This window comes from Cohaesibacter intestini (genome assembly GCF_003324485.1).
Lineage (GTDB): Bacteria > Pseudomonadota > Alphaproteobacteria > Rhizobiales > Cohaesibacteraceae > Cohaesibacter > Cohaesibacter intestini.
On the sequence record NZ_QODK01000002.1, the window covers coordinates 441,129 to 466,079 of the forward strand.

At 55.8% G+C, this 24,951-nt stretch carries 24 protein-coding genes; 11 read left to right on the forward strand and 13 right to left on the reverse strand.

Going from position 1 to position 24,951, the window contains the following annotated elements; genetic code table 11:
• Positions 1–11: 11 nt before the first annotated feature.
• From DSD30_RS21965 to guaB, 5 genes are all read right to left on the reverse strand, one after another.
• Entirely contained in the window at positions 12–143 is a 132-nt protein-coding gene (locus tag DSD30_RS21965) for a hypothetical protein (RefSeq protein WP_280955305.1), read from the reverse strand.
• Positions 144–306: 163 nt separating this feature from the next.
• Complete coding sequence (locus DSD30_RS07475) at positions 307–1,278, reverse strand: zinc transporter ZntB (RefSeq protein ID WP_198662869.1); 972 nt, start codon at positions 1,276–1,278, stop codon at positions 307–309.
• A gap of 106 nt (positions 1,279–1,384) precedes the next feature.
• Complete coding sequence (locus DSD30_RS07480; protein WP_114009032.1) at positions 1,385–2,176, reverse strand: hypothetical protein; 792 nt, start codon at positions 2,174–2,176, stop codon at positions 1,385–1,387.
• 185 nt (positions 2,177–2,361) lie between these two features.
• Positions 2,362–3,099 (reverse strand): hypothetical protein, encoded by a 738-nt coding sequence (locus tag DSD30_RS07485; protein ID WP_114009033.1) that lies wholly within the window; start codon positions 3,097–3,099, stop codon positions 2,362–2,364.
• 107 nt (positions 3,100–3,206) lie between these two features.
• Positions 3,207–4,706, reverse strand: a complete 1,500-nt coding sequence (guaB, locus tag DSD30_RS07490) for an IMP dehydrogenase (protein WP_114009034.1) — start codon at positions 4,704–4,706, stop codon at positions 3,207–3,209.
• A gap of 888 nt (positions 4,707–5,594) precedes the next feature.
• Here guaB and ubiT point away from each other — a divergent pair.
• From ubiT to ubiV, 3 genes are all read left to right on the forward strand, one after another.
• Positions 5,595–6,185 carry a ubiquinone anaerobic biosynthesis accessory factor UbiT gene (ubiT, locus tag DSD30_RS07500; protein WP_114009036.1) on the forward strand — a complete coding sequence of 197 codons (591 nt, stop codon included), beginning with the start codon at positions 5,595–5,597 and terminating at the stop codon, positions 6,183–6,185.
• 159 nt (positions 6,186–6,344) lie between these two features.
• Positions 6,345–7,325, forward strand: a complete 981-nt coding sequence (ubiU, locus tag DSD30_RS07505) for a ubiquinone anaerobic biosynthesis protein UbiU (RefSeq protein WP_114009657.1) — start codon at positions 6,345–6,347, stop codon at positions 7,323–7,325.
• A 16-nt stretch (positions 7,326–7,341) separates the two neighbouring features.
• Positions 7,342–8,271: a ubiquinone anaerobic biosynthesis protein UbiV gene (gene ubiV, locus DSD30_RS07510; RefSeq protein WP_114009037.1), complete on the forward strand. Its 930-nt coding sequence runs from the start codon at positions 7,342–7,344 to the stop codon at positions 8,269–8,271.
• Between the two features lie 180 nt (positions 8,272–8,451).
• Here the strand turns inward: ubiV and DSD30_RS07515 are convergent, their stop codons facing one another.
• The 7 genes from DSD30_RS07515 to gatC all read right to left on the reverse strand — a co-directional run bounded on the left by DSD30_RS07515 (position 8,452) and on the right by gatC (position 14,638).
• Positions 8,452–8,718: an SEL1-like repeat protein gene (locus DSD30_RS07515; protein ID WP_114009038.1), complete on the reverse strand. Its 267-nt coding sequence runs from the start codon at positions 8,716–8,718 to the stop codon at positions 8,452–8,454.
• 485 nt (positions 8,719–9,203) lie between these two features.
• Positions 9,204–9,659 (reverse strand): GNAT family N-acetyltransferase, encoded by a 456-nt coding sequence (locus DSD30_RS07520; protein WP_114009658.1) that lies wholly within the window; start codon positions 9,657–9,659, stop codon positions 9,204–9,206.
• 388 nt (positions 9,660–10,047) lie between these two features.
• Positions 10,048–10,611: an NnrU family protein gene (locus tag DSD30_RS07525; RefSeq protein ID WP_114009039.1), complete on the reverse strand. Its 564-nt coding sequence runs from the start codon at positions 10,609–10,611 to the stop codon at positions 10,048–10,050.
• A gap of 252 nt (positions 10,612–10,863) precedes the next feature.
• Positions 10,864–12,327 (reverse strand): Asp-tRNA(Asn)/Glu-tRNA(Gln) amidotransferase subunit GatB, encoded by a 1,464-nt coding sequence (gene gatB / locus DSD30_RS07530; protein ID WP_114009040.1) that lies wholly within the window; start codon positions 12,325–12,327, stop codon positions 10,864–10,866.
• Positions 12,328–12,388: 61 nt separating this feature from the next.
• Complete coding sequence (locus tag DSD30_RS07535; protein WP_157967608.1) at positions 12,389–12,733, reverse strand: chorismate mutase; 345 nt, start codon at positions 12,731–12,733, stop codon at positions 12,389–12,391.
• 9 nt (positions 12,734–12,742) lie between these two features.
• Positions 12,743–14,215 (reverse strand): Asp-tRNA(Asn)/Glu-tRNA(Gln) amidotransferase subunit GatA, encoded by a 1,473-nt coding sequence (gatA, locus tag DSD30_RS07540; RefSeq protein ID WP_114009042.1) that lies wholly within the window; start codon positions 14,213–14,215, stop codon positions 12,743–12,745.
• A 135-nt stretch (positions 14,216–14,350) separates the two neighbouring features.
• On the reverse strand, positions 14,351–14,638 hold the full coding sequence (gene gatC / locus DSD30_RS07545) for an Asp-tRNA(Asn)/Glu-tRNA(Gln) amidotransferase subunit GatC (RefSeq protein WP_114009043.1): 288 nt from the start codon (positions 14,636–14,638) through the stop codon (positions 14,351–14,353).
• Positions 14,639–14,935: 297 nt separating this feature from the next.
• Between gatC and DSD30_RS07550 the strand changes: the two genes are divergently transcribed.
• From DSD30_RS07550 to dprA, 7 genes are all read left to right on the forward strand, one after another.
• On the forward strand, positions 14,936–15,517 hold the full coding sequence (locus DSD30_RS07550; protein ID WP_114009044.1) for an NADPH-dependent FMN reductase: 582 nt from the start codon (positions 14,936–14,938) through the stop codon (positions 15,515–15,517).
• Positions 15,518–15,581: 64 nt separating this feature from the next.
• Positions 15,582–16,133 (forward strand): Holliday junction resolvase RuvX, encoded by a 552-nt coding sequence (ruvX, locus tag DSD30_RS07555; RefSeq protein WP_114009045.1) that lies wholly within the window; start codon positions 15,582–15,584, stop codon positions 16,131–16,133.
• A 135-nt stretch (positions 16,134–16,268) separates the two neighbouring features.
• Positions 16,269–17,210, forward strand: a complete 942-nt coding sequence (locus DSD30_RS07560) for an AEC family transporter (RefSeq protein WP_114009046.1) — start codon at positions 16,269–16,271, stop codon at positions 17,208–17,210.
• A 130-nt stretch (positions 17,211–17,340) separates the two neighbouring features.
• Positions 17,341–18,288: an aspartate carbamoyltransferase catalytic subunit gene (locus DSD30_RS07565; RefSeq protein ID WP_114009047.1), complete on the forward strand. Its 948-nt coding sequence runs from the start codon at positions 17,341–17,343 to the stop codon at positions 18,286–18,288.
• A gap of 6 nt (positions 18,289–18,294) precedes the next feature.
• Positions 18,295–19,608: a dihydroorotase gene (locus DSD30_RS07570; RefSeq protein ID WP_425359452.1), complete on the forward strand. Its 1,314-nt coding sequence runs from the start codon at positions 18,295–18,297 to the stop codon at positions 19,606–19,608.
• A 73-nt stretch (positions 19,609–19,681) separates the two neighbouring features.
• A complete protein-coding gene (plsY, locus tag DSD30_RS07575; RefSeq protein ID WP_114009048.1) occupies positions 19,682–20,347 on the forward strand; it encodes a glycerol-3-phosphate 1-O-acyltransferase PlsY in 666 nt (221 codons plus the stop codon).
• Between the two features lie 47 nt (positions 20,348–20,394).
• The gene (gene dprA / locus DSD30_RS07580; RefSeq protein WP_425359456.1) at positions 20,395–21,549 is read left to right on the forward strand and encodes a DNA-processing protein DprA; all 1,155 of its coding nucleotides are present in this window, start codon (positions 20,395–20,397) and stop codon (positions 21,547–21,549) included.
• 115 nt (positions 21,550–21,664) lie between these two features.
• Here dprA and DSD30_RS07585 read toward each other — a convergent pair whose 3' ends face one another.
• A complete protein-coding gene (locus DSD30_RS07585) occupies positions 21,665–21,859 on the reverse strand; it encodes a hypothetical protein (RefSeq protein ID WP_157967609.1) in 195 nt (64 codons plus the stop codon).
• A gap of 375 nt (positions 21,860–22,234) precedes the next feature.
• Between DSD30_RS07585 and topA the strand changes: the two genes are divergently transcribed.
• Positions 22,235–24,904, forward strand: coding sequence for a type I DNA topoisomerase (gene topA / locus DSD30_RS07590; protein WP_114009050.1), 2,670 nt, complete (start codon positions 22,235–22,237; stop codon positions 24,902–24,904).
• The last annotated feature ends 47 nt before the right edge of the window (positions 24,905–24,951 follow it).

The window sequence follows — 24,951 nt, forward strand, 5'->3', positions numbered from 1 at the left end:
TTTTTGCTGGTTTAAAGAAGGTCGCCAATCGAAACGCCTTTGGTTTTCAGCAGTAGAAACACCGCAATATTGACCCATCCAACCGCAAAGATCGTTTTGCGGATGCCCTTATAGTCAGAATCATCAAATAGGAAATTCAGCACATTCACCCCCAGATTGCCGAAATCAACCATACATCCATGAGGCAAAATTTCCAGCAGTCCGTGTTCATTGGGGTGTTTTGCCCACACTCAGACACACAAACAGCCGCTGCCCATCGGCAGGAGCCGAACAAACACTTACCAGGATTTCAAAAACAGCAGCTTTCTAAAACCACTTGAGCCACTTGAAAAGGGCGACTTGCAGCGCGACGAGCCCTGCCAGCAGGCCGAGGAAAATCCAGAAGGCTGATCCACTCTCCGCCCCCGGAATGCCACCGATATTGATGCCCAGCAGGCCGGTCAGAAAACTCAGTGGCAGGAATATCGCCGTGATCACGGACAGCACATACATTTGCCGGTTCAATCGGTCCGCCAGCGCATGGGCAATCTCGTCCTTGACGATCTGGCAGCGCTCTCGAATGGCGTCCAGATCCTCCACATAGCGGGTGACATGGTTATAGGATTCCTGAAAATGCCGAAGGTGCCGATCACCGAGCCAGTCGATATCCGCCAGCAAGAGCAAATCAATCGCGTCGCGCTGTGGCGCCAGATAGCGCCGAAAGGCAATGGCCTGTCCACGCACGTCGACAATTTGCTCTCGCAGGGATACATCCGGCGTCAGCAAAACCTGCTCTTCGATCGCATCCGTCGCATCATCCAGCGCTGACAATGTCGGCTCAAGCCGCTGGATCAGACGCTTGCACAACATGCTAAGAAACTGTCCCGTATCCTTCGGCCCCTTGCCCGACTGCAGCAAAGCCTCGAGGTCACCAACCGCCCGCACTCGCTCTTGGCTGACACAAATGATGCGGTTCGGCTCAGCCCAGACACTGACCGACACCATGTCTTCCGGCTCCTGCCCGTCATTGAGGTTGACCCCGCGCAGCATCAGCAAAACACCATCGTCAATCTGCGTCATCCGTGGCCGTGTCTCGACATCGAGCAAGGCATCAAGCACCAACAGATCAAGCTTGGGAAAGGCTGCTTTCAATCCGTCTCGGGCTTCCGGTCTGGAGCCATCAAAGTGCAGCCAAACCAACCCGTCGACCTGATCCAGCCCGACCAACTTATCCTGCGCCAAAGGCGTTGCGCCGCCTGCACCATCCAGCAAACAGGCCCGTAAAATATGCTCGCTCATCAAAGCCACCTCATTGATCGCGCAAAAGAACTCGGCTCACCCTAACAGGCCTATGCGGACTTTTCAGACTTTGCTGCAAAGAAGTGAACAGACTCTGTCCGTTTGCTCATCTGCTTTTGTTGCACAGCGAAATCAATTGAGAAGGCAAATCGCTTGGCAGGTCGCTATTTCCAAAAGAGTTCGAGAGTTTTTGTAATCCATCGAGAAAAGGCAAATCGCGTAGCAGGGAATCATTTCCAACAGAGTTCGAGAAATATCGTGACCCATAAGAATATAAAAGGGCTCTATCGCCTTGAACCTTTGCGATCCTTGGGGAATGCTCTCCAACAAAGAAACCCAGTTTCGATCCAGACAAAGAATGAATAGGCTCCACCGCGATTTTGTTCCATTCCACGCGATCAATCCGATAGAAGCAAGTTGATTGCGCCTCGGACTTGGCGAATTCAGTTTTCAAAGAATGGGCGACAGCAAAATAAACACAGAAGGTCACGACAACGAACATGGCAGGAAGAGCGATACAAGCCAGGATCCGCTCTTTTTTCAAAATCGAGCCAACAACAACATAGTTGATCACGCCGATTTCCGCAGTCATATCGGCCAATTGGTTACCGCTTCGCCCATCATTTGCCCAGAAGACATCAAACGTGCCGAGGAAGCTACAGACCAGCATCGCGCCCAGAAACAAAAAATTGACAGCAACAAGCCATTTTCGTTTTGCGATCGCAATCACGACAAAGGCGAGCAGATTGATCTCAAAGCCCGAGATCTTGGCAACCTTCAGCGCTTGTATCGCCCATATTTCACCATCTGTACCGATGAAGACATAGAGTATGAGCGATGCAGCAGCCGCCATGAGCAGCCAAGCCGCAAAACGGACCAACAAGAAGAAGGAAGGCATGCCTGTTTTCCTAACCCAGCGACAGTTCAAAATGAGACCCGATTTTTTGTCAATCAGCGGAAGTCTCTCTTCAGCAATTGATATGAGTGCACCTCGTCGGGTTACTCATCAGGATGAGCGGCAATCGCTATCCCAGATTCAGAAGACGCATGGGTCCAAAGCCACAAAAGCCAACAGCCACGCAGCTAGCCGCCTGCCAATGCTGAGCGAACCATTTCCAAAACAATGAGATCCAACATACGGTTGAACTTCCAGATATAGTCTTTGAAGTCAAAGAAAAGCCAAGGCGCGGCACATAGAACAAGCAGAGAAGTCCGAGCGACCTTTTCAGACGCAAAAAAGACAGGCACGGAATGTGTCAGATAACCGAGCACCGAGAGAGCAAGAGCAAAGACTGCCCCTGCACAAAGGAGCGCACCGCTGGTCCATGCGACAAACTTGGATGCGGTGTCATAAGATATCCCTCTCCCCCCAAATGAGAAGCAAAAGAAGTAGGTCATCGGAAAGAGGAGAAGATAGAACAAGAGAAGAGACGACAAAGTGAACGAACCGAGTGGCGACGCTTCGGCGACGGTCCCCCTCTTCACTCGACCATAAGCAAACAGAAACACGGAAAAAAAGACGATCGGAAAGATCGTAACAGCACCGTTTGAAATTATGAAGTTGAGTTCGGACCAATGGATCGTGCGGAACGCAGACTTGTCAAAACCACCCAACATCATGATGCTGGCAACAAAGATAGCCGCGAGCAGCATCGTAATAAACAACAACAGGCGAGGCGACATATAACCGGCAACAACCAGCAGTCCCAAAAGCCCGACCGCCTCAAAAAGCCAGAAAGCCAGCGCCCAATTTTCGAGCATAAAGATATCGAGAAACATCTCATGGGCACTGAAGAAAAAAATCTCCACATGCTCAAACATCAACCCGCCCGCCTTGTGTCCTTAAAAGATTCTCCTTTTGAGTGGTAAACAAAAAAAGACCCCAGCAGAAGCAAGGGCCTTTTGAAACACTCAGTTTGTCACAAAAATCAGCTCACGCCGCCATAGTTCGGGCTTTCGCGGGTGATCGTGACGTCGTGTGCGTGGCTCTCACGCAAGGAAGCCGAGGAGATACGGACGAATTTGGCCCGCTCGCGGAACTCGGCCAGATCCTTCGACCCGGTATAGCCCATGGCCGCCCGAAGGCCACCAGCCAGCTGGTGCAGAACCGCTGCAACCGGGCCTTTATATGGCACCTGACCTTCAACACCTTCTGGCACAAGCTTGAGATTGTCGCGCACTTCGGCCTGAAAATAGCGGTCGGCGGAGCCGCGCGCCATGGCACCAACAGAGCCCATGCCGCGATAGGATTTGAACGAACGGCCCTGATAGAGATAAACCTCTCCGGGGCTTTCGTCGGTGCCAGCCAACAGTGAGCCAACCATGCCAACCATCGCACCACCGGCCAGAGCTTTGGCCAGATCGCCCGAGAATTTGATGCCACCATCCGCAATGGTTGGCACGCCAGCCTCTGCAGCAGCAGCCGAGCAATCCATCACGGCGGTCAATTGTGGCACACCAACGCCAGCGACAATACGGGTGGTACAGATCGAGCCCGGCCCGATGCCGACCTTGACCGCATCCGCCCCTGCATCAATCAGCGCCTTGGTGGCACTCGCGGTGGCCACGTTACCGGCAATCACCTGCACATTGTTGCTTGCCTTCTTGATCCGGGTCACAACATCAAGCACTGCCTGGCTGTGACCATGGGCGGTATCCACCACCAAAGCATCAACCTCGGCATCAATCAGCGCCTCGGCCATCTCGAACCCCTTGTCACCCACGGAGCAAGCAGCGGCCACACGCAGACGGCCTTGCGCATCCTTGCAGGCATTGGGGTTGAGACGGGATTTTTCGATATCCTTCACGGTGATCAGACCGATGCAGTGATATTTGTCATCGACCACCAGCAGCTTCTCAATGCGGTGTTGGTGCAGCAGCCGCTTGGCTTCTTTCTGCGACACCTGCTCGGTGACGGTGATGAGATTGTCGCGGGTCATCAATTCATAGACGCGCTGCTCGGGATCGGAGGCAAAGCGCAGATCGCGGTGGGTCAGAATACCGACGAGACGGCCCGTCTTCTCGCCATCCTTGGTGCCTTCGACCACAGGCACGCCAGAAAAGCCATATTGCTTGGTCAGGGCCTTGGCTTCCTCCACCGTATAGTCCGGTGTGATGGTCAGCGGATTGACGACCATGCCGCTTTCGAATTTCTTGACCTGACGGACCTGCTCGGCCTGCTCTTCAAGGGACAGATTCTTGTGAATCACACCCATACCGCCAGCCTGCGCCATGGCAATCGCCATTTTGGCTTCAGACACGGTGTCCATTGCGGAGGACAGGATCGGCAAGCTGAGTTCAATTTCCTTGGTCAGCCGCGTGGTGATATTCACCTCGCCGGGCATCACGATGGAATGATCTGGCTGAAGCAGAACGTCGTCAAACGTCAGCGCTTCGCGACCGGTGGAAGGTTCAAGGATGATGGCCATGTCAACAGTCCTCTGAGTTTGGTTTGCCATGCCGGGAGGGAGGGGACAAACGCGGTGCCAAAAGGAAAATGCCTCTATGGAGCCTGCCAGAATACTGCAAAACAGGAGCCATTTGATCAGAAGCGATTTGATAGAAGTTGACGCTGGTCACTACCATGCTTGCTGGCCTTTGCCTAGCAAAATCATGACTCTGTCATTTCTTTTGCCCCAGCAAAAATGGCCTGCGTCCAAAATGCAAAAAATCAGGCCACAGCAGCGCAATATCCGAAAAGTTTCGCACCTCATCCTGATAAGGAACACCAAGAAACGTTGCCGTCAAAGCAACGCCTGTTGATAAATTGCGAACACTTGTCGTCCCCAACCGCCAAAGCGGTGCAAACCGATGCCAAATGCCCTTGGGCACGCCTGACAGGGGTGACACCGCTCACCTGAAGGAAGATTTCAACACGCCAAAAGGCGAAGCACAAAGTGCGCCCCAATCCCCCACCTTTCCGTCGGGGAACCGGGCATGATGCAAGCTCGCCAGTCTGAGCGGCAAGGGCTTCTTGAAGGCGGCTCGAGCAAGCCACCAGCGGATCTACGGTTTTCTGCGCTTTATTGCGGCAAACGCGGCAAAAGGACGATTGGCCAGCCCCTCTCCAAACCTCAGCCAACCCTGTGTCTGGCCGCTCGGACGCAACAAAAGGCCATAACCGGAAGAACTAAGGGAATGTACGTGCGCCATTTTGGCGCAGGTAGCGATGATTTTTGTCATTCAAAACCTGCTATTTGTCGCCAAGATGAGCATTCCAATGCGCAGTCCGAAGGCCCCTCAGGATAGCCTCGCCAGGGTTGCGATTGTCTGCATCTCGAAGACAGCCCGCAATCCGGGACTGAGGAGATACGATAATGACTGACGGAACGGTGCGTTCTTTCCCCCCATGCGTCGCACGCCTGACCCAGTTTTTGCCCCTGATGCCACTTGAGCGCCTGATTGCTGGCGCGGCCAACCGGATTGCCTACGAGCATCCGGAATTCTTTGAGCGTCTGGGCGACTATGCCGAAAAATGTTTTGTGGTGGTGCCGACAGATCTCGACTGGATCGCCTGTCTCACCTTCTACAATGAACGCGTCCAGATTCGCCTCTCACGCTCGATTGATGCCTTCCCGAACCGGGATGTCACCGTCTCGGCTCCCTTCATGTCCCTGCTCGATCTGATGGATGGCGAGGAAGATGGCGATGCCCTGTTCTTTTCCCGCGATCTGACCATTGAAGGCGACACCGAAGCCGTGCTGGCCCTGCGCAATGCGCTCGATGATGCGGAAATCGACTTCATCCACGAATGCGCCCAGATGGCGGGCAAGTTGTCCCGTCCCGTTGAATCCGGCGGCAAGGCCATTCTGGAAACCCTGCGCAACGGCTCCTTCACGACGGCAGCCCGGCAGGCCAATGACAATGCAATGGTGATGGAACCAATGCATGGGGTTTATCCGACCTAAGCCATTCCATTCACCGGGCATCAAGACCCGGTAGGACAAGAAACAGCCCGCATGGCCCGCACGTTTTTCGACGTTGCGGGCATGCGATCATCTGGATCCCGAAAAAGGGTTCAAGGACCAGATCTGCAGTTACCAGGAGGAGAGATGACCCAGAAAGCCATGGAACTGGTTTGCCCAGCAGGCACCCCTGCCGCCCTGCGCACGGCCGTTGATGCCGGTGCCGACACCGTTTATTGCGGTTTCCGCAACGAAACCAATGCCCGCAACTTTCCCGGCCTCAACTTCTCGACCAAGGAACTGCATCAGGGCATCGATTATGCCGCCGCGCGCGGCTCCAAGGTGCTGGTCGCGGTCAACACCTTTGCACAAGCCGGCAAGACCGACCTCTGGCGCGAGGCCATTGATGAAGTCGCCGCGTCCAATGCCCATGCGATCATCCTCGCCGATCTGGGCATGCTCGACTATGCCGCAACCAAGCATCCGGATTTGCGCGCTCACCTGTCGGTGCAGGCCGCTGCGGCCAATGCGGACATGATCAATTATTATGCGGATGAGTTCAACGTCAAACGGGTTGTCCTGCCGCGTGTCCTCACGGTGCAGGAAATCGCCGCGATCAATGCAGAAATCACCTGCGAGACCGAAGTCTTCATCTTTGGCGGCTTGTGTGTGATGGCAGAAGGGCGTTGTTCCCTCTCCTCCTATTGCACCGGCAAGTCACCCAACATCAATGGCGTCTGCTCGCCTCCGGGTTCGGTCAAATATGAAGATCGTGGCTCCCATCTGGAAAGCACGCTTGAAGGCATCACCATCAACCAGTATCCCAAGGGGGAAGCCGCCGCCTATCCGACCCTTTGCAAGGGCCGGTTCGAAAGCGATGGCGAAGTGGGCTATGTGTTTGAAGATCCGGTCAGCCTGAATGCCGCCCATCTGCTGCCACAGCTGCAACAGGCAGGCGTTACAGCTTTGAAGATCGAAGGCCGCCAGCGTGGCAAGGCCTATATGGCGCAGGTTGTCAAAAGCTTCCGCACCGCGGTGGATGCAGTTGCCACCGGGCGTAGCGTCGATCTCGATGCCATTCTGGCACCACTGACCGAGGGCCAGAAGACCACCAAAGGCTCTTACCAGAAAACCTGGCGCTAAGGGAAAGGACCCGGCAATGAAACATACCGAACTCACCCTTGGCCCCTGCCTGTTCAACTGGTCGGAAAGCGACTGGCGCGATTTCTATTTCAAGGTTGCCGACGAAGGCGACTTCGATCTGGTCTATATTGGCGAGCCGGTCTGCTCCAAGCGCCTGCCCTTCCGCAACAAGGTGCTGCCCGACATTCTCGAGCGGATGGAAAGTGCTGGCAAGAAGGTCATCATTTCCACTCTTGCGCTGGTGACCACCAAGGCGGAGCGCAAGAATCTGCAGGAACAGTGCGAGCAGGATATGTGGATGGTCGAAGCCAATGACCTGACCGCCCTCGCCTTTTTGAAGGGCCGCGACTATGTGGTCGGCCCCTATATCAACATCTATAACGAGGCAACCATCCGTTCGCTCGCCAGCCGGGGTGCTGTGCGGTTTGTGCTGCCAGCAGAAGTGCCAGCCGAAACCACGGCCCAATTGATCAAGGCGGCTCCTGAGCCAGCCTATGAATTGCAGGTCTTCGGGCGGCTGCCGCTGGCCTTGTCAGCCCGCTGCTATCACGCCCGTCTGCATCATCTGTCCAAGGATAGTTGTCGCTTTGTCTGCGAAGTGGATCCCGATGGCCGCGACGTCAAGAGCCTGACCGGGCAGGATTTTCTGGCGGTGAATGGCATCCAGACCATGTCCCATGGCAGCCAGCTCTTGCTCGACGAACTGCCTGCTCTTGCTGAAGCCGGGGTCAACGCTTTCCGTTTGTCCCCCCATACCGGTGACATGCTGGCGGTCGGAGAAACCTTCCGTGCTTTCACGCAAGGCAACATCGATGCGTCCGAGGCGCGCGCCAAAATCACCGAGCTGATGCCAAACCACGATTTCGTCAATGGATTTATCCATGGCCAGCCGGGGATGCAGCAGGTGGAACAGGCGCTGGATCTAGGGACAGACACGCCTCATTAGGGCGTGGTTTTATCACAGGCATCAGGACAACAAAAAACGGGCACCAGACATCTGGTACCCGTCACTCAAACTTACACATTGGCCACCGTCCGGTGCTGGAACCTTCACTTTGGTTCGCCGTCCTGAAACGCAGTCGCTCGTTTCCGGGCGGAGATCACCCCTTCGGGCAATCGGACAGGCTTAGTGCAGGCGCATCCACTCACGAGCTTCACGCTGGGCGCGGGAAATTTCAAGCGTCGACATCTCGAATGTCAGTTCCTGCCGACGGATCGCTGCGTCACGGTTGCCTTTCATGGCGGCAAGATTGAACCATTTGTGGGCTGCCACCAGATCCGGCTCACCCTGTTCGCCAACTGCGAAAGACAGCCCCAACTGGAAGAAAACTTCGCCACTGGCATCAAGACCAACACCATTCAGCTCTGAAATTTCATATTCTACTCTAGCCATTTTACATCCCCATTTCTGGATATCTGCCAGACCCGTCCAAGGTCCGATTGCCGTGGGCGTTTGCCCGTCCTCATGAGATCAATGGTGTAAGAAATCCCTCAATTCGACGTAAATTTCCTTGGTTACCGCAATGAAAACAAAAGGTTACAAGTTCCTGAAGCTAACTTTTCAGTAACCTAGAAATCGGCAGAAAGCTGCGGGGCGTGAGGAAAACTTGAAGAGAATGTGAGCATTCGAGGTAACCATTGGGAAACCATGCGAACGCTTTTCAACAAGACAGCCCTAAGCAAAAGCAACAAGGGACAAAGGGCGCATCCCAAAAGTAAGGCGCAGGCGAAAGACTGCAAAAACTGGCAAAAGCAAAGAAAAACCCCTGCAATCCTGCGATTGCAGAGGTATCCAAAAAATCCATACCACCATGAGGGTCGCTTGTTGGCCACAAATGGCGCAAGGCAGACACTCAGACCAATAACGACCAGAGGCCGTTAAAGACTCATCTTGTAGCCGATATGGGTCGCTTCAAAACCGAGTTGATCATAGAAACGCTGGCTATCGCCGCGGGTCTTCGACGTGGTCAGCTGCAGGATCGCGCACCCATCAGCCTTGGCCTTGTCCATCGCCCAGGCAAACATCTGCTTACCAAGACCACGGCCACGGAAATAGGAGTGAATACGCACCGCTTCGATCTCGGCGCGTTTGGCTGCCATCACCGACAGGCCGTGCATATAGACCAGCTGGAAGGTGCCCACCACCGCACCGACTTCGTCACAGGCGACAAAGATCGAATTGTTGGCATCCGCGGAGATTGCGTCAAATGCTTCATAATAGGGGGTGAGATCAGCGTCATTCTCACGGTCTTTGCCGATAACGTCGTCAATCAGCATCGACACGATAGCAGGGACATCTTTTCGTTGCGCTTCCCGAATTTCAATCTGAAACACAATCATAACTCCTTCAAAAGCGTGCCCGGAGGATCGGCACAGGCTATCATGTGGATTCTCCCATCAATGCTCTCCCTTAAGGAGAAGCCGATAGGCAAGTCGGCTTTTCTTTAGCCGACTTCTTATACGATAGTCTTGTCATAAGTCATGCCGACCCACAGAGGAGTACAAAAAACGGGTATTTTTCTCGCAAAATTTGCACACTTGTCTCTGAGTTCGACGATTTGTGCCAATTTGCCAGCGCAAGCTGTAGTCTTCCTGACAGAGAAAGAGAAATTGGTCCTATTATACGCTTAAATAACAGGCCCAAAACAAAGCGCGCCCAAGCAACTCACACCGAGTTACTCAGACGCGCATCAAAGATCAAAGACTATCGCCGGTAGCGATGCTAGAACAGGGCAATACCGGTAAAATAGGGATGGGCAAAAACAAGACCGATATAGAGCACCACCGAAATGACCAGCAGTCGGAGCTCCCGCATCCAGCTCCAGGGGTCCGGTGGACGATAGGCTCCATCGCGTCGATTGATCCCAACAATCGAAATCAGCGCCCAGACCACCATGCCACCGAACAGAACCAGCGAACGCGGGTCGTTATTGACCAGCAAATGGCCAGTGCCCCAGACAATGACACCGGTCAACATGGGATGACGAATGACACGGCGAATGCGACTCTGCCCCTTGGCAGCCCCAAACAGGATGATTGCGGCGAGAATGAAGGCATAGGTGACGTGCCGCAACGAATAGCCACCAGCAAACAGCTCTTCCCCAGCGACCGAGCTGCGCCAGCCCATCACCATTAGCCCGATTGAGCCGAACATCAACAGACTGAACAGCCCACGATACGGCCCTTCGCCTAGTTTGGACAAAAATCCAGCGCGCATGGTTGGCGCAAAGACGGGTAAGAAGTGGAGCACTGACCAAAGCAGCACCCCCAAAACAAGCAAAGTCATTGATTGGTCCCCCAATGGTCCTGAAACCGCAAGTGACCAGCTGATAGAAACAGAACAGCATGGTCAACGAATTAGTTATCGCAGTAACGATAACCAAGTTACCAAAAAGAAGCATCCCCTCTTTTGCTATCTATCCAAGACAAAATTAGCGTGACAGTCCATACACGCCAGACACAATCGTGCCCATAGAAAAAGGCGCGGAATGTCTCCCGCGCCCTTGTCAGCAATGAATGATCAGACTGTCAGCAAAGCTTAGATGCCAAGCTTGTCCTTGAGGATCTGGTTGACGGCCTGCGGGTTGGCTTTGCCCTGCGAAGCCTTCATCACCTGACCGACGAACCAGCCAATCAGGCCCGGCTTGTCCTTGACCTTCTCGACCTGATCGGGATTGTTGGCGATGATGTCGTCGACAATGGCTTCAATCGCGCCGGTGTCGGTCACCTGCTTCATGCCCTTGGCTTCCACCACCTCGGCAGGGTCGCCCCCGTCGGTCCAGACGATTTCAAACAGATCCTTGGCGATCTTGCCGGAAATATCGCCCGCCTTGATCAGATCGACAATCTTGCCCAGCTGGTCAGCGGAAATCGGGCTGGCATCAATGTCGAGACCTTCCTTGTTCAGACGACCAAGCCATTCATTGATCACCCAGTTGGCAGCCAGCTGGGAATCGCGGCCCGTGGCCACTTCCTCAAAGAAGTCAGCCAGACGCTTGGAGGCGACCAGAACAGACGCATCATAAGGCTTGAGACCCAACTCGGTGATGAAGCGCTCCCGCTTGTCATCTGGCAGCTCGGGCAGCCCCTGACGCAAGGCATCCACATAGGCATCGTCAAATTCCAGCGGCAGCAGATCAGGATCCGGGAAGTAGCGATAATCATGCGCTTCTTCTTTCGACCGCATCGAGCGGGTTTCGCCCTTTTTCGGATCGTAAAGACGGGTTTCCTGATCAATCGAACCGCCATCCTCAAGGATTGCAATCTGGCGACGGGCTTCATACTCGATCGCCTGACCGATGAACCGGATCGAGTTCATGTTCTTGATCTCGCAGCGGGTGCCGAATTCATCGCCCGGACGACGCACAGACACGTTGACATCGGCCCGCATCGAGCCCTGCTCCATATTGCCGTCAGACGTGCCAAGATACCGCACGATGGTCCGCATCTTGGTCATGTAGGCCTTGGCTTCCTCTGACGAGCGGATATCAGGCTTGGAGACGATCTCCATCAAAGCCACGCCGGAGCGGTTGAGATCAACAAAAGACATGGTCGGATGCTGGTCATGCATCGACTTGCCCGCATCCTGTTCCAGATGCAACCGCTCAACGCCCACTTCGATCCGCTCGCCATCCAGCATGTCGAGAATAACAACGCCTTCGCCAACAATCGGATCCTTATATTGCGAGATCTGATAGCCCTGTGGCAGATCGGGATAGAAATAGTTCTTGCGGTCAAAGACCGAGCGATTGTTGATCTCGGCCTTCAGGCCAAGACCGGTCCGGATCGCCTGACGCACGCATTCCTCGTTGATCACGGGCAACATGCCGGGCATGGCCGCATCAACGAAGCTCACATGGTTGTTGGCCGCGCCACCGAACTCGGTGGAGGAACCAGAAAAGAGTTTTGCCTCGGAGGCGACCTGCGCATGGATTTCCATGCCAACGACCACTTCCCAGTCGCCCGTCGCCCCTTTGATCAATTTGCTGGACGCTTCAGCCATATTTTCGTCCTCAGCTATGGGAGCGCGTTGCCGCTGCTCCTCACTCAATAGATAACAGCACTCAATCGGTGCCGGATGTATCTTGTTTGTCTGCCTGAATGGCCGCGATGGCCACTGTCTCATAATCGATATTGAGGTCGATCAGTTGCTCCCAGAATTCCATATAGAGATCTGGTGGCAGATCATGGTCTTCAAGCGCGGCCAACACCTTGTCCAGAACATCCTTGACGCGCCAGTCAACCCGCGCCTCGTTGGGGTCTGTCTTGATGTGGGCCATCCGCCGGATATAGCCGTCGCGCTGTTTGAACAACGCGATCAGCTCCCGGTCGACCCGGTCGATTTCCTCACGAATATGAGCACGTTCAGTGCAGTCTTCAGGCTTTCTCATCGCCTTTTGATCTTTCAATCTCGGCTCCTACCACCACTTGGCTGGCGCTTCCATGATGCCAGCGGCATCTTCCAAAACGCCCGCTGCGCGGAACAGGGTTTCCTCATCGAATGCCTTGCCGATCAGTTGCAGCCCCATCGGCAAGCCCTCAGCCGACTTGCCAGCAGGCACCGCAATGCCCGGCAGACCAGCCATATTCACAGTCACGGTGAAGATGTCGTTGAGATAGTTCTGTACCGGATCAGTCACCTCACGGCCCAACTCAAAGGCAGCCGATGGGGTAGCTGGCGTCAGGATGGTGTCGACGCTTTCGAACGCTTTCTCAAAGTCCTGCTTGATCAGCGTGCGGATCTTTTGGGCGCGCAGATAATAGGCATCATAATAACCAGCGCTCAGCACATAGGTGCCGATCAGGATACGACGCTTGACCTCGGAGCCAAAGCCAGCGGCGCGGGTCTTTTCATACATGTCGACGATGTCATCACCGGGAACGCGCAGACCGTATTTCACGCCGTCATAACGGGCAAGGTTGGACGAAGCCTCAGCGGGTGCCACGATGTAATAGGCTGGCAGGGCATATTTGGTCATTGGCAGGGAGATATCGACAATCTCCGCCCCGGCTGCTTTCAGCCAGTCAATCCCCTGCTGCCAGCAGGCATCCACCTCTGCAGGCATGCCGTCGACGCGATATTCTTTCGGAATGCCAATGCGCATGCCGCGAATGTCGCCGGTCAGCGCGGCTTCATAATCGGGCACAGGCAGGTTGACGCTGGTGGTGTCTTTCGCATCAACCGACGCCATCGACTTCATCAAAATAGCAGAATCGCGCACGGTGCGGGTGATTGGTCCGGCCTGATCGAGCGACGAGGCAAAGGCAATCATGCCCCAGCGCGAACAACGGCCATAGGTTGGCTTCATACCGACCGTACCGGTAAAGGCAGCAGGCTGGCGGATCGAACCACCGGTATCCGAGGCAGTTGCAGCCGCACAAATGCGTGCCGCCACAGCCGCAGCCGAGCCACCTGAAGACCCGCCGGGCACCCGGTCAATGTCTTCACCCGTCGCACGCCAAGGGTTTTTAACCGGGCCGAAATAGCTGGTCTCGTTAGCAGATCCCATGGCAAACTCGTCCATATTGAGCTTGCCGAGCATAACGGCGCCATCGTCCCAGAGGTTTTGCGTCACGGTGCTTTCATATTCCGGCGTGAACTTGTCCAGAATATGCGAGCACGCCTGTGCGCCGACACCCTTGGTGCAATAAAGGTCTTTGATCCCGAGTGGAATGCCTTCCAGTGCGCCAGCTTCGCCCTTGGCGATGCGCGCATCAGACGTCTTTGCCATTTCAAGCGCCTTTTCCGGCGTCTTGATGATATAGGCATTGAGCGCATCAGCGGCGTCAATCGCGCTCAAGTAGCTCTGGGTCAACTCGGTTGCGGTAAATTCTTTTTTTGCCAGCCCGTCGCGGGCCTCTGCAATTGTCAAAGCCGTGAGATCTGTCACTCTGGCTTCCTCATCACTTTGCAGGAAGGTCGTCCGTAAGCCCCAAGGCCTCTATCGTCCGAACAATCCCGATCCATCTCATTTAAGGGTTCGCCAAGACTTGCCGCCCAAACGGGGACAAGCACCTGAAAGGGTCTATTCGATGACCTTTGGAACCATGAAAAAATTGTCTTCGGACATGGGCGCATTGGCCACGACGCGATCGGCATAGTGGCCGTCGGAGATCACGTCGTCCCGCTTCTTCATTTCCTGATCGACAACGGCAGTCATCGGAACCACATTATTGACATCCACTTCATTGAGCATCTCGACCCAATCGAGAATGGAGTTCAGTTCACCCTTGAGGTTCTCCGCCTCTTCTTCTGTAACGGACAGGCGGGCGAGACGCGCCACGCGCTTGACCGTATCCTTGTCAATTGACATGAATGCAAGCCTTCCAAATGAAAGGTCCGGCGCACGTCTTGAAAAAACGCAGACAGCAGCCCGGACATACTATGAGTCTCATCTCACTCATCAAGGGCTATAGCATTGCTGAAGAAAGGGGTGCAACTCCCCAACGGTCCAAAGCCCGCACGAAAGTCACCATGGCATCAAGGAATATGCCGATTTTCCCCATTTGCTATTCTCTTGCCACAAAAAGCCGAAGACAGCGCGCTCAGAATCGGGACAAGAAGAAGGCAAATCGATATCCCCCTTACCCGCCCGAACAAGGTCTTTGCGATGCCATCGCCAACCTCACAGCGATCCGTTCCGCTTCGCCTCCTCGCAATTTCCGGGAGTGCACGTCAGGAATCGACCAACACTGCGCTGCTCCACGCCGTCCGCAAAGCAGCCCCTGAGGGCATAAATGTCACGGTCTTTGATGCGTTGGGTACATTGCCCGTCTTCTCACCCGACCTTGAAGCCAATCCATTGCCCCCTTCCGTTGCAGCCTTCATGTCAGCAGTGGAAACCTGTCACGGCATCATCATATCCAGTCCCGAATATGTCCGCACCCTGCCCGGCGGCCTTAAAAATGCCATTGATTGGCTTGTATCCGGCGAGCAGATCATCGACAAACCAGTAGCGCTCTTGCATGCCTCCCACCGGGGAGATGACATGCTCGCCACCTTGCGGCTGGTGCTCTCAACAATAACCAGTCGATTTGAACCAGACATCTTCGAACGCTTCGCGCTGATGAAGGCTTCTCCCGATGAAATCGCCCATATCATGCGCGCGCCGGAACAAGATGCCAGAGTACAGACCTATCTCACTGCCTTTGCCAACGCCTGTGAAACGACCAAAGACGAATTAATCGGTTGAACCAACAGGCTCAACAAGCCACAACACTGCAATCAAGGCATTCCAGCAACGAGAGACTCAGCACATGGCCCGCAAGAAGAAGAAAAAAGCGCCGATTGACATTCCGCTGCATGACCTGATCGCCGGATTGAAGCCCGGCGAGCGGCTGATGGGGCTTGATCTGGGCACCAAAACCATCGGCGTTGCCGTGTCTGACACCGGTCGGATGATCGCCAGTGCCGTTGAGACCATCCAGCGCAAGAAATTCTCGCTCGATGCCGAACGGATGATGGTTCTTTGCAAGGAGCATAATGTCGGCGGCTTCATTCTGGGCATGCCGCTCAATATGGACGGCTCTGAAGGTCCACGCGCTCAGGCCACACGCGACTTTTACCTCTCCTTGCGGGATCTGTGGCGCGAGCGCGAAACGGATCCGATCCCCGTCACCTTTTGGGATGAGCGTCTTTCAACCGTCGCTGTCACCCGCACCCTGCTCGATGCCGATACCTCGCGTGCACGCCGTGACGAAGTGGTCGACAAAATGGCCGCCTCCTACATTCTGCAAGGCGCTCTGGACCGAGCGCGTCTGGCACCCGACCGGGGGACAGAAGACAATGACGGCCAACCTGAAGACTGATCAAAGAAGGCAATTGGTGGGCATTACAGACTTGCCGTAACCCACTGACCCCGGTACACAGGATCAAGCCTGTCGGGCCAGCCTTGTCCAATCGTCCCTCCGCCCTTTTGGTCCCCTTACCGTCCGGAATGCCCAATGCTGCTCATACTCGAAGCCATGATTCCCACCTTTTGCCTTGTTGCGCTGGGTCTCTATATCCGCCGCAGCGAAATGGTGCCGGAAAATCAGTGGAACGGACTGGAGACCCTTTCCTATTGGCTTTTCTTCCCGGCGCTCATCTTTCATTCGCTGGTCTCGGCGGATTTGAAGAATGTGCCTTTGGGCGAAATGGCCGGCGCGCTGATTACCACCCTCGTCGTGATGGCGCTGATTCTGCTGGTTGCCTACCCAATGATGAAGTCAGCCCTGTCGCTTGATGGTCCGGCCTACACCTCGATTTATCAAAGCGTGTTGCGCTGGAACGGTTTCATTGCCCTATCCATCGTCCAGAAAGCCTACGGCACCGATGCCATGGCTCTGGTTGCCGTTGCCATGGCCACGATGATTCCGGTGATCAATGTGATTGTCGTCACCATTCTTGCCACCTTCGCTTCCAAATCAAAGCCGCAAGTCGCCAGCGTTTTGATGAATATTCTCAAAAATCCGCTGATCTGGGCCTCCGCAGGCGGGCTGGTCTTCAACATGCTCGAAATCCCCATATGGGACGCGATCGGCACCACCATCGAGGTCACCGCGCGCGCGGGGCTTGCCACTGGCCTGTTGATTGTCGGCGCAGGCCTCAAGCTGCGCTATCTCTTCCCGCCCAGCTTGTTCAACTGGATCGGCACCCTCTGGCGGCTGATTGCCATGCCAGCTCTGGCTCTTGGCGTCGGGCTGATTTTTGGCCTTGAGGGCGAAGTGCTCGAAATCGCCGTCATCTGCATGGCCGTACCAACCGCCATGAATGGCTATATTCTGGCCAAGAAAATGGGCGGCGACGCGGAATTGCTGAATGGCATGGTCACGCTGCAAACCGGCCTCGCCGTTCTGACCATTCCGTTGTGGTTGCTGATCATCCGCAGTTTCATCACCGGATGACCCATGAAATGGGGCGCTGCCGGGTTGATCAATTTTCAACGAGTCAAACGGTTTCTCACTCTTGCGGCCCGGAACGATTCCACCTATAGCTATACATCTAGCGAAAACCCCGAAACGCTAGGATAAAGACGTGGCATTTGCGCATCGCCATTTGCTCGGCATTGCCGGGCTGACCCCTCCCGAAATCACAGCTCTTTTGGAACTGGCACAGGAAGCCATTGCCGTTTCCCGACAGGTCGAAAAAAAGAAGGCCATTCTGAAGGGCCGCACCCAGATCAATCTGTTCTTTGAGGCCTCGACCCGCACCCAAAGCTCGTTCGAGCTGGCTGGCAAACGCCTTGGCGCGGACGTCATGAATATGGCGGTCAAAAATTCCTCGGTCTCCAAGGGCGAAACCCTGCTCGACACCGCGCTGACCCTCGGCGCGATGAATCCGGACATTCTGGTCGTCCGCCATGGCGCCGCCGGTGCACCGCAATTGCTGGCCCGCAAGGTTGGCTGCTCGGTGATCAATGCCGGTGACGGAGCCCACGAGCACCCAACACAGGCCTTGCTCGACGCCTTGACCATTTTGCAGCACAAACCAAGCCTGCAAAATCTGGTGGTTGCCATTTGCGGCGACATTCTCCATTCCCGCGTAGCCCGCTCCAACATCCAGTTGCTCAATGCCATGGGCGCGGAAGTGCGGCTGATTGCCCCCTCCACCCTGCTGCCCGCCGATGTCGAGGCGCTCGGCGTCAAGGTCTTCCGCGACATGAAGAAGGGACTGGACGGCGCTGACGTGGTAATGATGCTCCGCCTGCAGCTCGAACGCATGAATGGCGCTTTCATCCCATCGGTGCGTGAATATTTCCACTTCTACGGCCTTGACGAAGACAAGCTGCAACATGCCGACAAGGATGCCATCGTGATGCATCCCGGACCGATGAATCGCGGCGTTGAAATTGACAGCTCGGTCGCCGATTCAGGACGCTCGGTCATTCATGAGCAGGTGGAAATGGGCGTCGCCGTCCGTATGGCCGTCATTGAGCTGCTGGCCAAAAACAGCCTGGAACTTGGACCGGTTGAGGTGGAATAAGAGAGAATGATCATGCCAGACAGACAACAATCCGCCTTTGCCCTCACCAACTTGCATCTGATGGATCCATCGACCGGTCTCGATGAAAAAGGCGCGATCCTCGTCGAGGATGGCCGCATCAAGGCCATCGGCGCCAATGTGGCAGGCCAGCTTCCGACCGACATCTTGCGCGTGGATGGCCATGGCAAGGTTGCCGCGCCGGGCCTCGTCGACATGCATGTCACCACCGGTGAGCCGGGTGCCGAGCATCGCGAAACCCTCAGAAGCGCCAGCCGTGCAGCCGCAGCAGGCGGCGTCACCACCATCGCCACCATGCCCGACACCGACCCGGTGATCGACGATATCGCTCTGGTTGATTTCATCAAGCGCCGGGCTCGTGACACGGCCAGCGTCCATGTCGCCCCCTATGCAGCCATGACCAAGGGTCTCAATGGCAAGGAAATGACCGAAATTGGCATGATGCTGGAGGCGGGCGCCGTCGCCCTGACCAATGGCCGCCGGGCCATCACCAATGCCCAGGTCATGCGCCGGGTTATGACCTATGCCCGCGATTTCGATGCCCTCATTGTCCATCACCCCGAAGACCCGGATCTGGTCGGCAATGGGGTGATGAATTTGGGTGAAACCTCCACCCGACTTGGCCTTGCCGGCATTCCGGCCGAAGCCGAGACCATCATGGTGGCCCGTGACATCCGCCTCGCCCAGCTGACCGGCTGTCGCTACCATGCCAGCCAGATCAGCTGCGCCGAAAGCCTGGAAATCATCCGCCGCGCCAAGGATAAGGGTCTCGATGTCACCTGCGGTGTCTCGATCAATCATCTGACGCTGAATGAGAATGACATCGGCCTCTACCGCACTTTCTACAAAATGTCCCCGCCTTTGCGCAGCGAAGACGAACGGCTGGCGATGGTTGAAGGCGTTGCCGACGGCACCATCGATGTCATCCATTCCGCTCACGATCCGCAAGACGTTGACACCAAGCGCCACCCCTTCGCCGAATGCGCCGACGGTGCGGTTGGTCTGGAAACCATGTTGGCGGCCGCCATGCGTCTGGTTCACAGCGATCAGTTGAGCCTGTCGCAGGCCTTCAAGGCCCTGTCCACCACCCCGGCAGCTCTGCTGTCTCTGGATGCCGGCACTCTGAAACCGGGCAATCCGGCAGACATCATCCTGTTTGACCCGGATGAACCTTGGGTGATGGATCGCGATCTGCTGAAATCCCGCTCCAAAAACACAGCCTTCCACAAAGCGCGTCTATCCGGCCGGGTTTTGCAAACATACGTTGAAGGCCAGCTGGTTCACCATTACGATCCTTCTTGAGCCTGGCTCAACAGAATCAACATCGCGCCGGACCAACCCGCTTGGCCCGGCCCCTTGCGCCTGAGGACAGACAATGCCCGATCCGATCAGCCTGACCTATTCCCTGCCCTACTATCTCATGGCGCTGGCATTCGGCTATATTCTGGGGTCCACACCCTTTGGCCTGTTGCTGACCAAATTTGCCGGGATGGGCGATGTCCGCAAAATCGGCTCAGGCAATATCGGCGCGACCAACGTGCTGCGCACCGGCAGCAAGAAGTTGGCCTTTTTCACTCTGCTCGGTGATCTGCTCAAAGGCACCATTCCCGTTGTCATCGCTGCCCAGTGGGGCCCGGAAACTGCCAATCTGGCCGCCATCGGGGCCTTCCTTGGACATCTCTTCCCCTTTTGGTTGAAATTCAAGGGTGGCAAAGGCGTCGCAACCTATCTCGGCGTGCTGCTCGGCCTCTATTGGCCCGCATTCCTGCTGTTTGCCTTCACTTGGCTCGCGGCCGCTTTCATCACACGCTATTCGTCCCTGTCTGCCCTGATTGCCAGTGGCATGATGCCCTTTGCTCTGATGGGCTTTGGCGAATGGCAGATGGCAGAAGTCTTTGCGGTGCTAACGGCTCTTTTGTGGGTGAAACACAAAGCCAATATCAATCGCCTCTTAAACGGCACCGAAAGCAGGATCGGCGGCAAGAACAAGTCCGAGACCGACAGCGAGTCCGAACCGGCCACCGACGGACCGGACGCATGAACCGGACCGATCCCGCCATGGCAGAGACCGCATCCAATGCAACCTCGTTGCCATCTTCGGGAGATGTCTCCTCTGCCCTTCGCCTGAGCGACAAGCAACGCTTCGACTGGTTACAGCTAATCCGCTCGGCTAATGTTGGCCCAGCAACCTTTTATCAATTGCTGGCCCACTATGGCTCAGCCCGCAAGGCGATATTGGCACTGCCCGACCTTGCCCGCAAAGGTGGCAGCAAACGGAAAATACAGATCGCGTCTGAAGCTGACATTGCCGAGGAGTGGCAACAGCTGCATCAGGCAGGAGCCCGTCTCGTGGCCCTTGGCGAAAAAGACTATCCGCAAGACTTGACGCAAATCCATGCCCCGCCGCCCCTCCTCACCATAATGGGCAACTGCGCTTGGGCGCAAAGGCAGACAATCGCCATTGTCGGTTCGCGCAATTGCTCTGCTGCCGGGCGAAAACTGACCGGGCAGATTGCCGCAGATCTGGGGGAGGCAGGCGTCACCATCGCCTCAGGGCTGGCGCGTGGCATCGATACAGCCGCCCACAAGGCAAGCCTTGAAACCGGCACCATTGCCGTTGTTGCTGGTGGTCTCAATCGCATCTATCCACCGGAAAACATCGATCTGGCTCACGCAATCGCCCAGCAAGGCCTTTTGATTTCCGAAATGCCATGGAACTGGCAGGCCCGCAGTCAGGATTTTCCCCGCCGCAACCGGATCATTTCCGGCTTGTCCGCAGGCACGTTGATTGTGGAAGCCGCCAAGCGGTCCGGATCGCTGATCACTGCCCGCTATGCACTGGAACAGGATCGCGACGTGTTTGCCATACCCGGCTCTCCGCTCGACCCCAGAGCCGACGGTGGCAATCACCTGATCCAGCAAGGGGCCTGTCTTGTCTGTGACGCCAACGATATTCTGAGCGCACTGACAAACCGCCTACCACACGACCCCGCGCCCCTGCCTCTTGGTTTCAAGGAACCGGCTGATAATAAGGCGTGTGCAGAGGACCAAGAAGAAGATGCGCTTTCGCCAGACCAGCGGGATCGCTTTGTTTCCAGCTTGTCGCCCACTCCAATCAGCGTCGATGAGTTGCTACGACAATCAGACCTGACCGCCTCACAAATCCAGATGCTTTTGCTGGAGCTTGATATTGCCGGACGCCTCGAACGCCATGGCAACCAGATGGTGTCCTTGCTCGGCTAAACGGTGATCCTCACCACCGCGCCCTGCTCCACTCCAGGTCGGCAATCTTTTTTGGACTGCCTCCGACGATCCATCAGAATAAAAGTCTGCCAAACATGCAGCAGCCGGCAAAGGCCTATTTACGCACCTGCTTTGCGATTTCCATGGCTTCAATCATGGCCATCTCCAACAGATAGACCAATAGAGCAAGCTCCTCCTGACGGGCCATCTCGGACAATTCCTGCAAATGCGAACAAATATAGTCCGCTGTTTTGACTTTCCCCGTCCCTTGAGAAGACAAACCACCCACAACACTCAGCTTCTTTTCCATTGACTCCACCAAACCTGTCACATGAGCCAAATCCCAATGCGGCCCCCCATTCCGGTTTCGCATGTTTGACTGCTTCACGGGCGATACGGTTGCTGCATGACAGCAAGCCCCAGCCTTCATATCTCAACCTTACACGTTTAAAACTAAGTTGTATACAACCTTTTCACACCCAATAGGTTGTATATTCATTCGTCTCACCTGTGTGTGAAAGCCAAAATAGTTTGATCGAATTTGCTCAGAAGCCTTGACGTTCACGGGCTGAGCGGTCATTTGACAGAAAACAAATATAGTTGAATCAGGGACACTCGCCACCAACCGACTGCAACCAGAGCAGCCAAAGTTTGGTGACTGGAGTGTTGTAAAGACAGGTTTCGCATGGACGTCGTCATCGTTGAGTCACCGGCCAAAGCCAAGACAATCAACAAGTATTTAGGCAAGAATTACAAGGTCATGGCATCCTACGGCCATGTTCGAGACCTGCCATCCAAAGACGGCTCCGTCCTGCCCGACGAAGATTTTGCAATGACGTGGGAAGCGGACGCAAAATCAAAGAAGCGTCTGTCCGACATTGCCGCAGCGGTCAAGGAATCCGACCGCCTCATTCTCGCAACTGACCCGGATCGCGAAGGGGAAGCCATCTCTTGGCATGTGTTGCAGGTGTTGAAAAACCGGCGCGGCGTTCTCAAGGACAAGCCCGTTCAGCGTGTGGTCTTCAACGCCATTACCAAACAATCCATTCTCGAGGCGATGGACCATCCGCGCGACATTGATGTGCCGTTGGTTGATGCCTATTTGGCCCGCCGCGCCCTTGACTATCTGGTCGGCTTCACCCTGTCGCCGGTTCTCTGGCGCAAGCTGCCCGGCGCCCGCTCGGCTGGCCGCGTTCAATCGGTCGCCCTGCGCCTCGTTTGTCAACGCGAAGAAGAGATCGAACGCTTCGTACCGCAGGAATACTGGTCCATTCTGGCGGACCTACAAACTGCTGCTGGCGCCGATTTCCAAGCCCGCCTGACCGCTGTTGACGGCGAGAAGAAAGGCCGTCTGGACATCGCCACTGGCACGGAAGCGGCCGATATCAAGCAGTTGATCGAGCAATCGGGCCTGACGGTCCGCTCGGTTGAAGCCAAGCCGGTGCGCCGCAATCCCTTTGCCCCCTTCACCACCTCGACCCTGCAGCAGGAAGCCTCGCGCAAACTGGGCTTTGCCGCCGCCCGCACCATGCAGATCGCCCAGAAGCTCTATGAGGGCATTACCCTTGGCGGCGAGACCACCGGTCTGATCACCTATATGCGTACCGACGGTGTGCAGATCGCGCCAGAAGCCATTGGCCCGATCCGCGATGCCATCGCAAGCGAATTCGGCAAGCAATATCTGCCCGAAAAACCGCGTGAATACAGCACCAAAGCCAAGAATGCGCAAGAGGCCCACGAGGCCATCCGCCCAACCGACATCAGCCGTCATCCAAAGCAAATGGCTGCCTATCTCGATGATGAGCAGTTGAAGCTCTACACGCTAATCTGGCGCCGCACCATGGCCAGCCAGATGGCCTCGGCCCAGATGGAACGCACCACAGTCGACATCACGGCCAGCAATGGCACCCGCAGCGCCGATCTGCGCGCCACCGGTTCCGTTGTCCGCTTTGATGGTTTCCTGACGCTCTATACCGAGACCAAGGACGATGATGACGATGAGGAAAGCAACCGCCTGCCACCGATGACCAATGGCGAAAGCTTGAAGCAAAAGGCCATCACCTCGAGCCAGCATCACACCGAGCCTCCCCCTCGTTTCACCGAAGCCACGCTGATCAAGCGGATGGAAGAACTCGGCATCGGCCGCCCTTCCACCTACACCGCGACCCTATCGGTCTTGCGCGATCGTGGCTATGTGACGCTCGACAAGAAGCGCTTGATCCCTGACTCCAAGGGCCGTCTCGTGACGGGCTTCCTGTCCAACTTCTTTGAGCAATATGTGCAATATGACTTCACCGCTGAACTCGAGGAAAAGCTCGACCGGATTTCTGCTGGTGAGCTCGATTGGAAAGATGTGCTGCGCGATTTCTGGAAGGAATTCGCCTCCCATGTCGACGGCACCAAGGAATTGCGCGTTTCTCAGGTGCTAGACACCCTGAATGAAGTGCTCGCTGCCTATGCCTTCCCACCCAAGGAAGACGGCACCGACCCGCGCGCCTGCCCGTCTTGCGACGATGGCCAGCTCAGCCTGAAAACCTCGCGCTATGGTGCCTTTGTCGGCTGCTCCAACTATCCGGACTGCTCCTACACCCGCCAATTGACCAAAGACGGCAATGGCGATCAGATTGCAGGGGCTGATGCAGGTCCAAAACTACTCGGCATCGACCCGGAAACCGATCTCGAAGTCACCCTGCGCACCGGTCGTTTCGGCCCCTATGTGCAGAAGGGTGAGGACAAGAAGCCGCCGCGCTCTTCCATTCCCAAAGGCTGGCCGCTCGACAGCATCGATCTGGAAAAGGCTTTGCAGCTGCTCTCCCTGCCCCGCGAAGTTGGAGCCCATCCGGAAGACGGCAAGATGATTTCCGCCGGTCTTGGGCGCTATGGCCCGTTCGTGTTGCATGATGGCACCTATGCCAATCTGCCAGGTGTTGACGACATATTCACCGTTGGGCTCAACCATGCAGTGACGCTGTTGGCTGAAAAGCGGGCCAAAGGAGGCGGTCGCGCCACGGCCCAAGTCCTCAAGGATCTGGGCGAGCATCCTGATGGCGGCGCCATTGCGGTCAAATCCGGTCGCTATGGCCCTTATGTCAATCACGGCAAGATCAATGCCACGCTGCCCAAAGACATGGACCCGCAATCTGTCACCGTTGAACAGGCTCTTGAGATGATTGCCGCCAAGGCAGGAGCAACCAAGAAAAAGGCTCCCGCCAAGAAAGCAGCAGCAAAGAAGACAACGGCGAAAAAGACCACAGCAAAGAAAACGACAACGAAGAAGGCTCCGGCCAAAAAGACCGCAGCCAAGGCAAAAGACGCCGAACCGGCGGATGACAGCCCCCCCTTCGACGTCGACTGACGCTGACAGACAACAAGGCACAAAACGCCAAAAGCCCGGAAGGACCG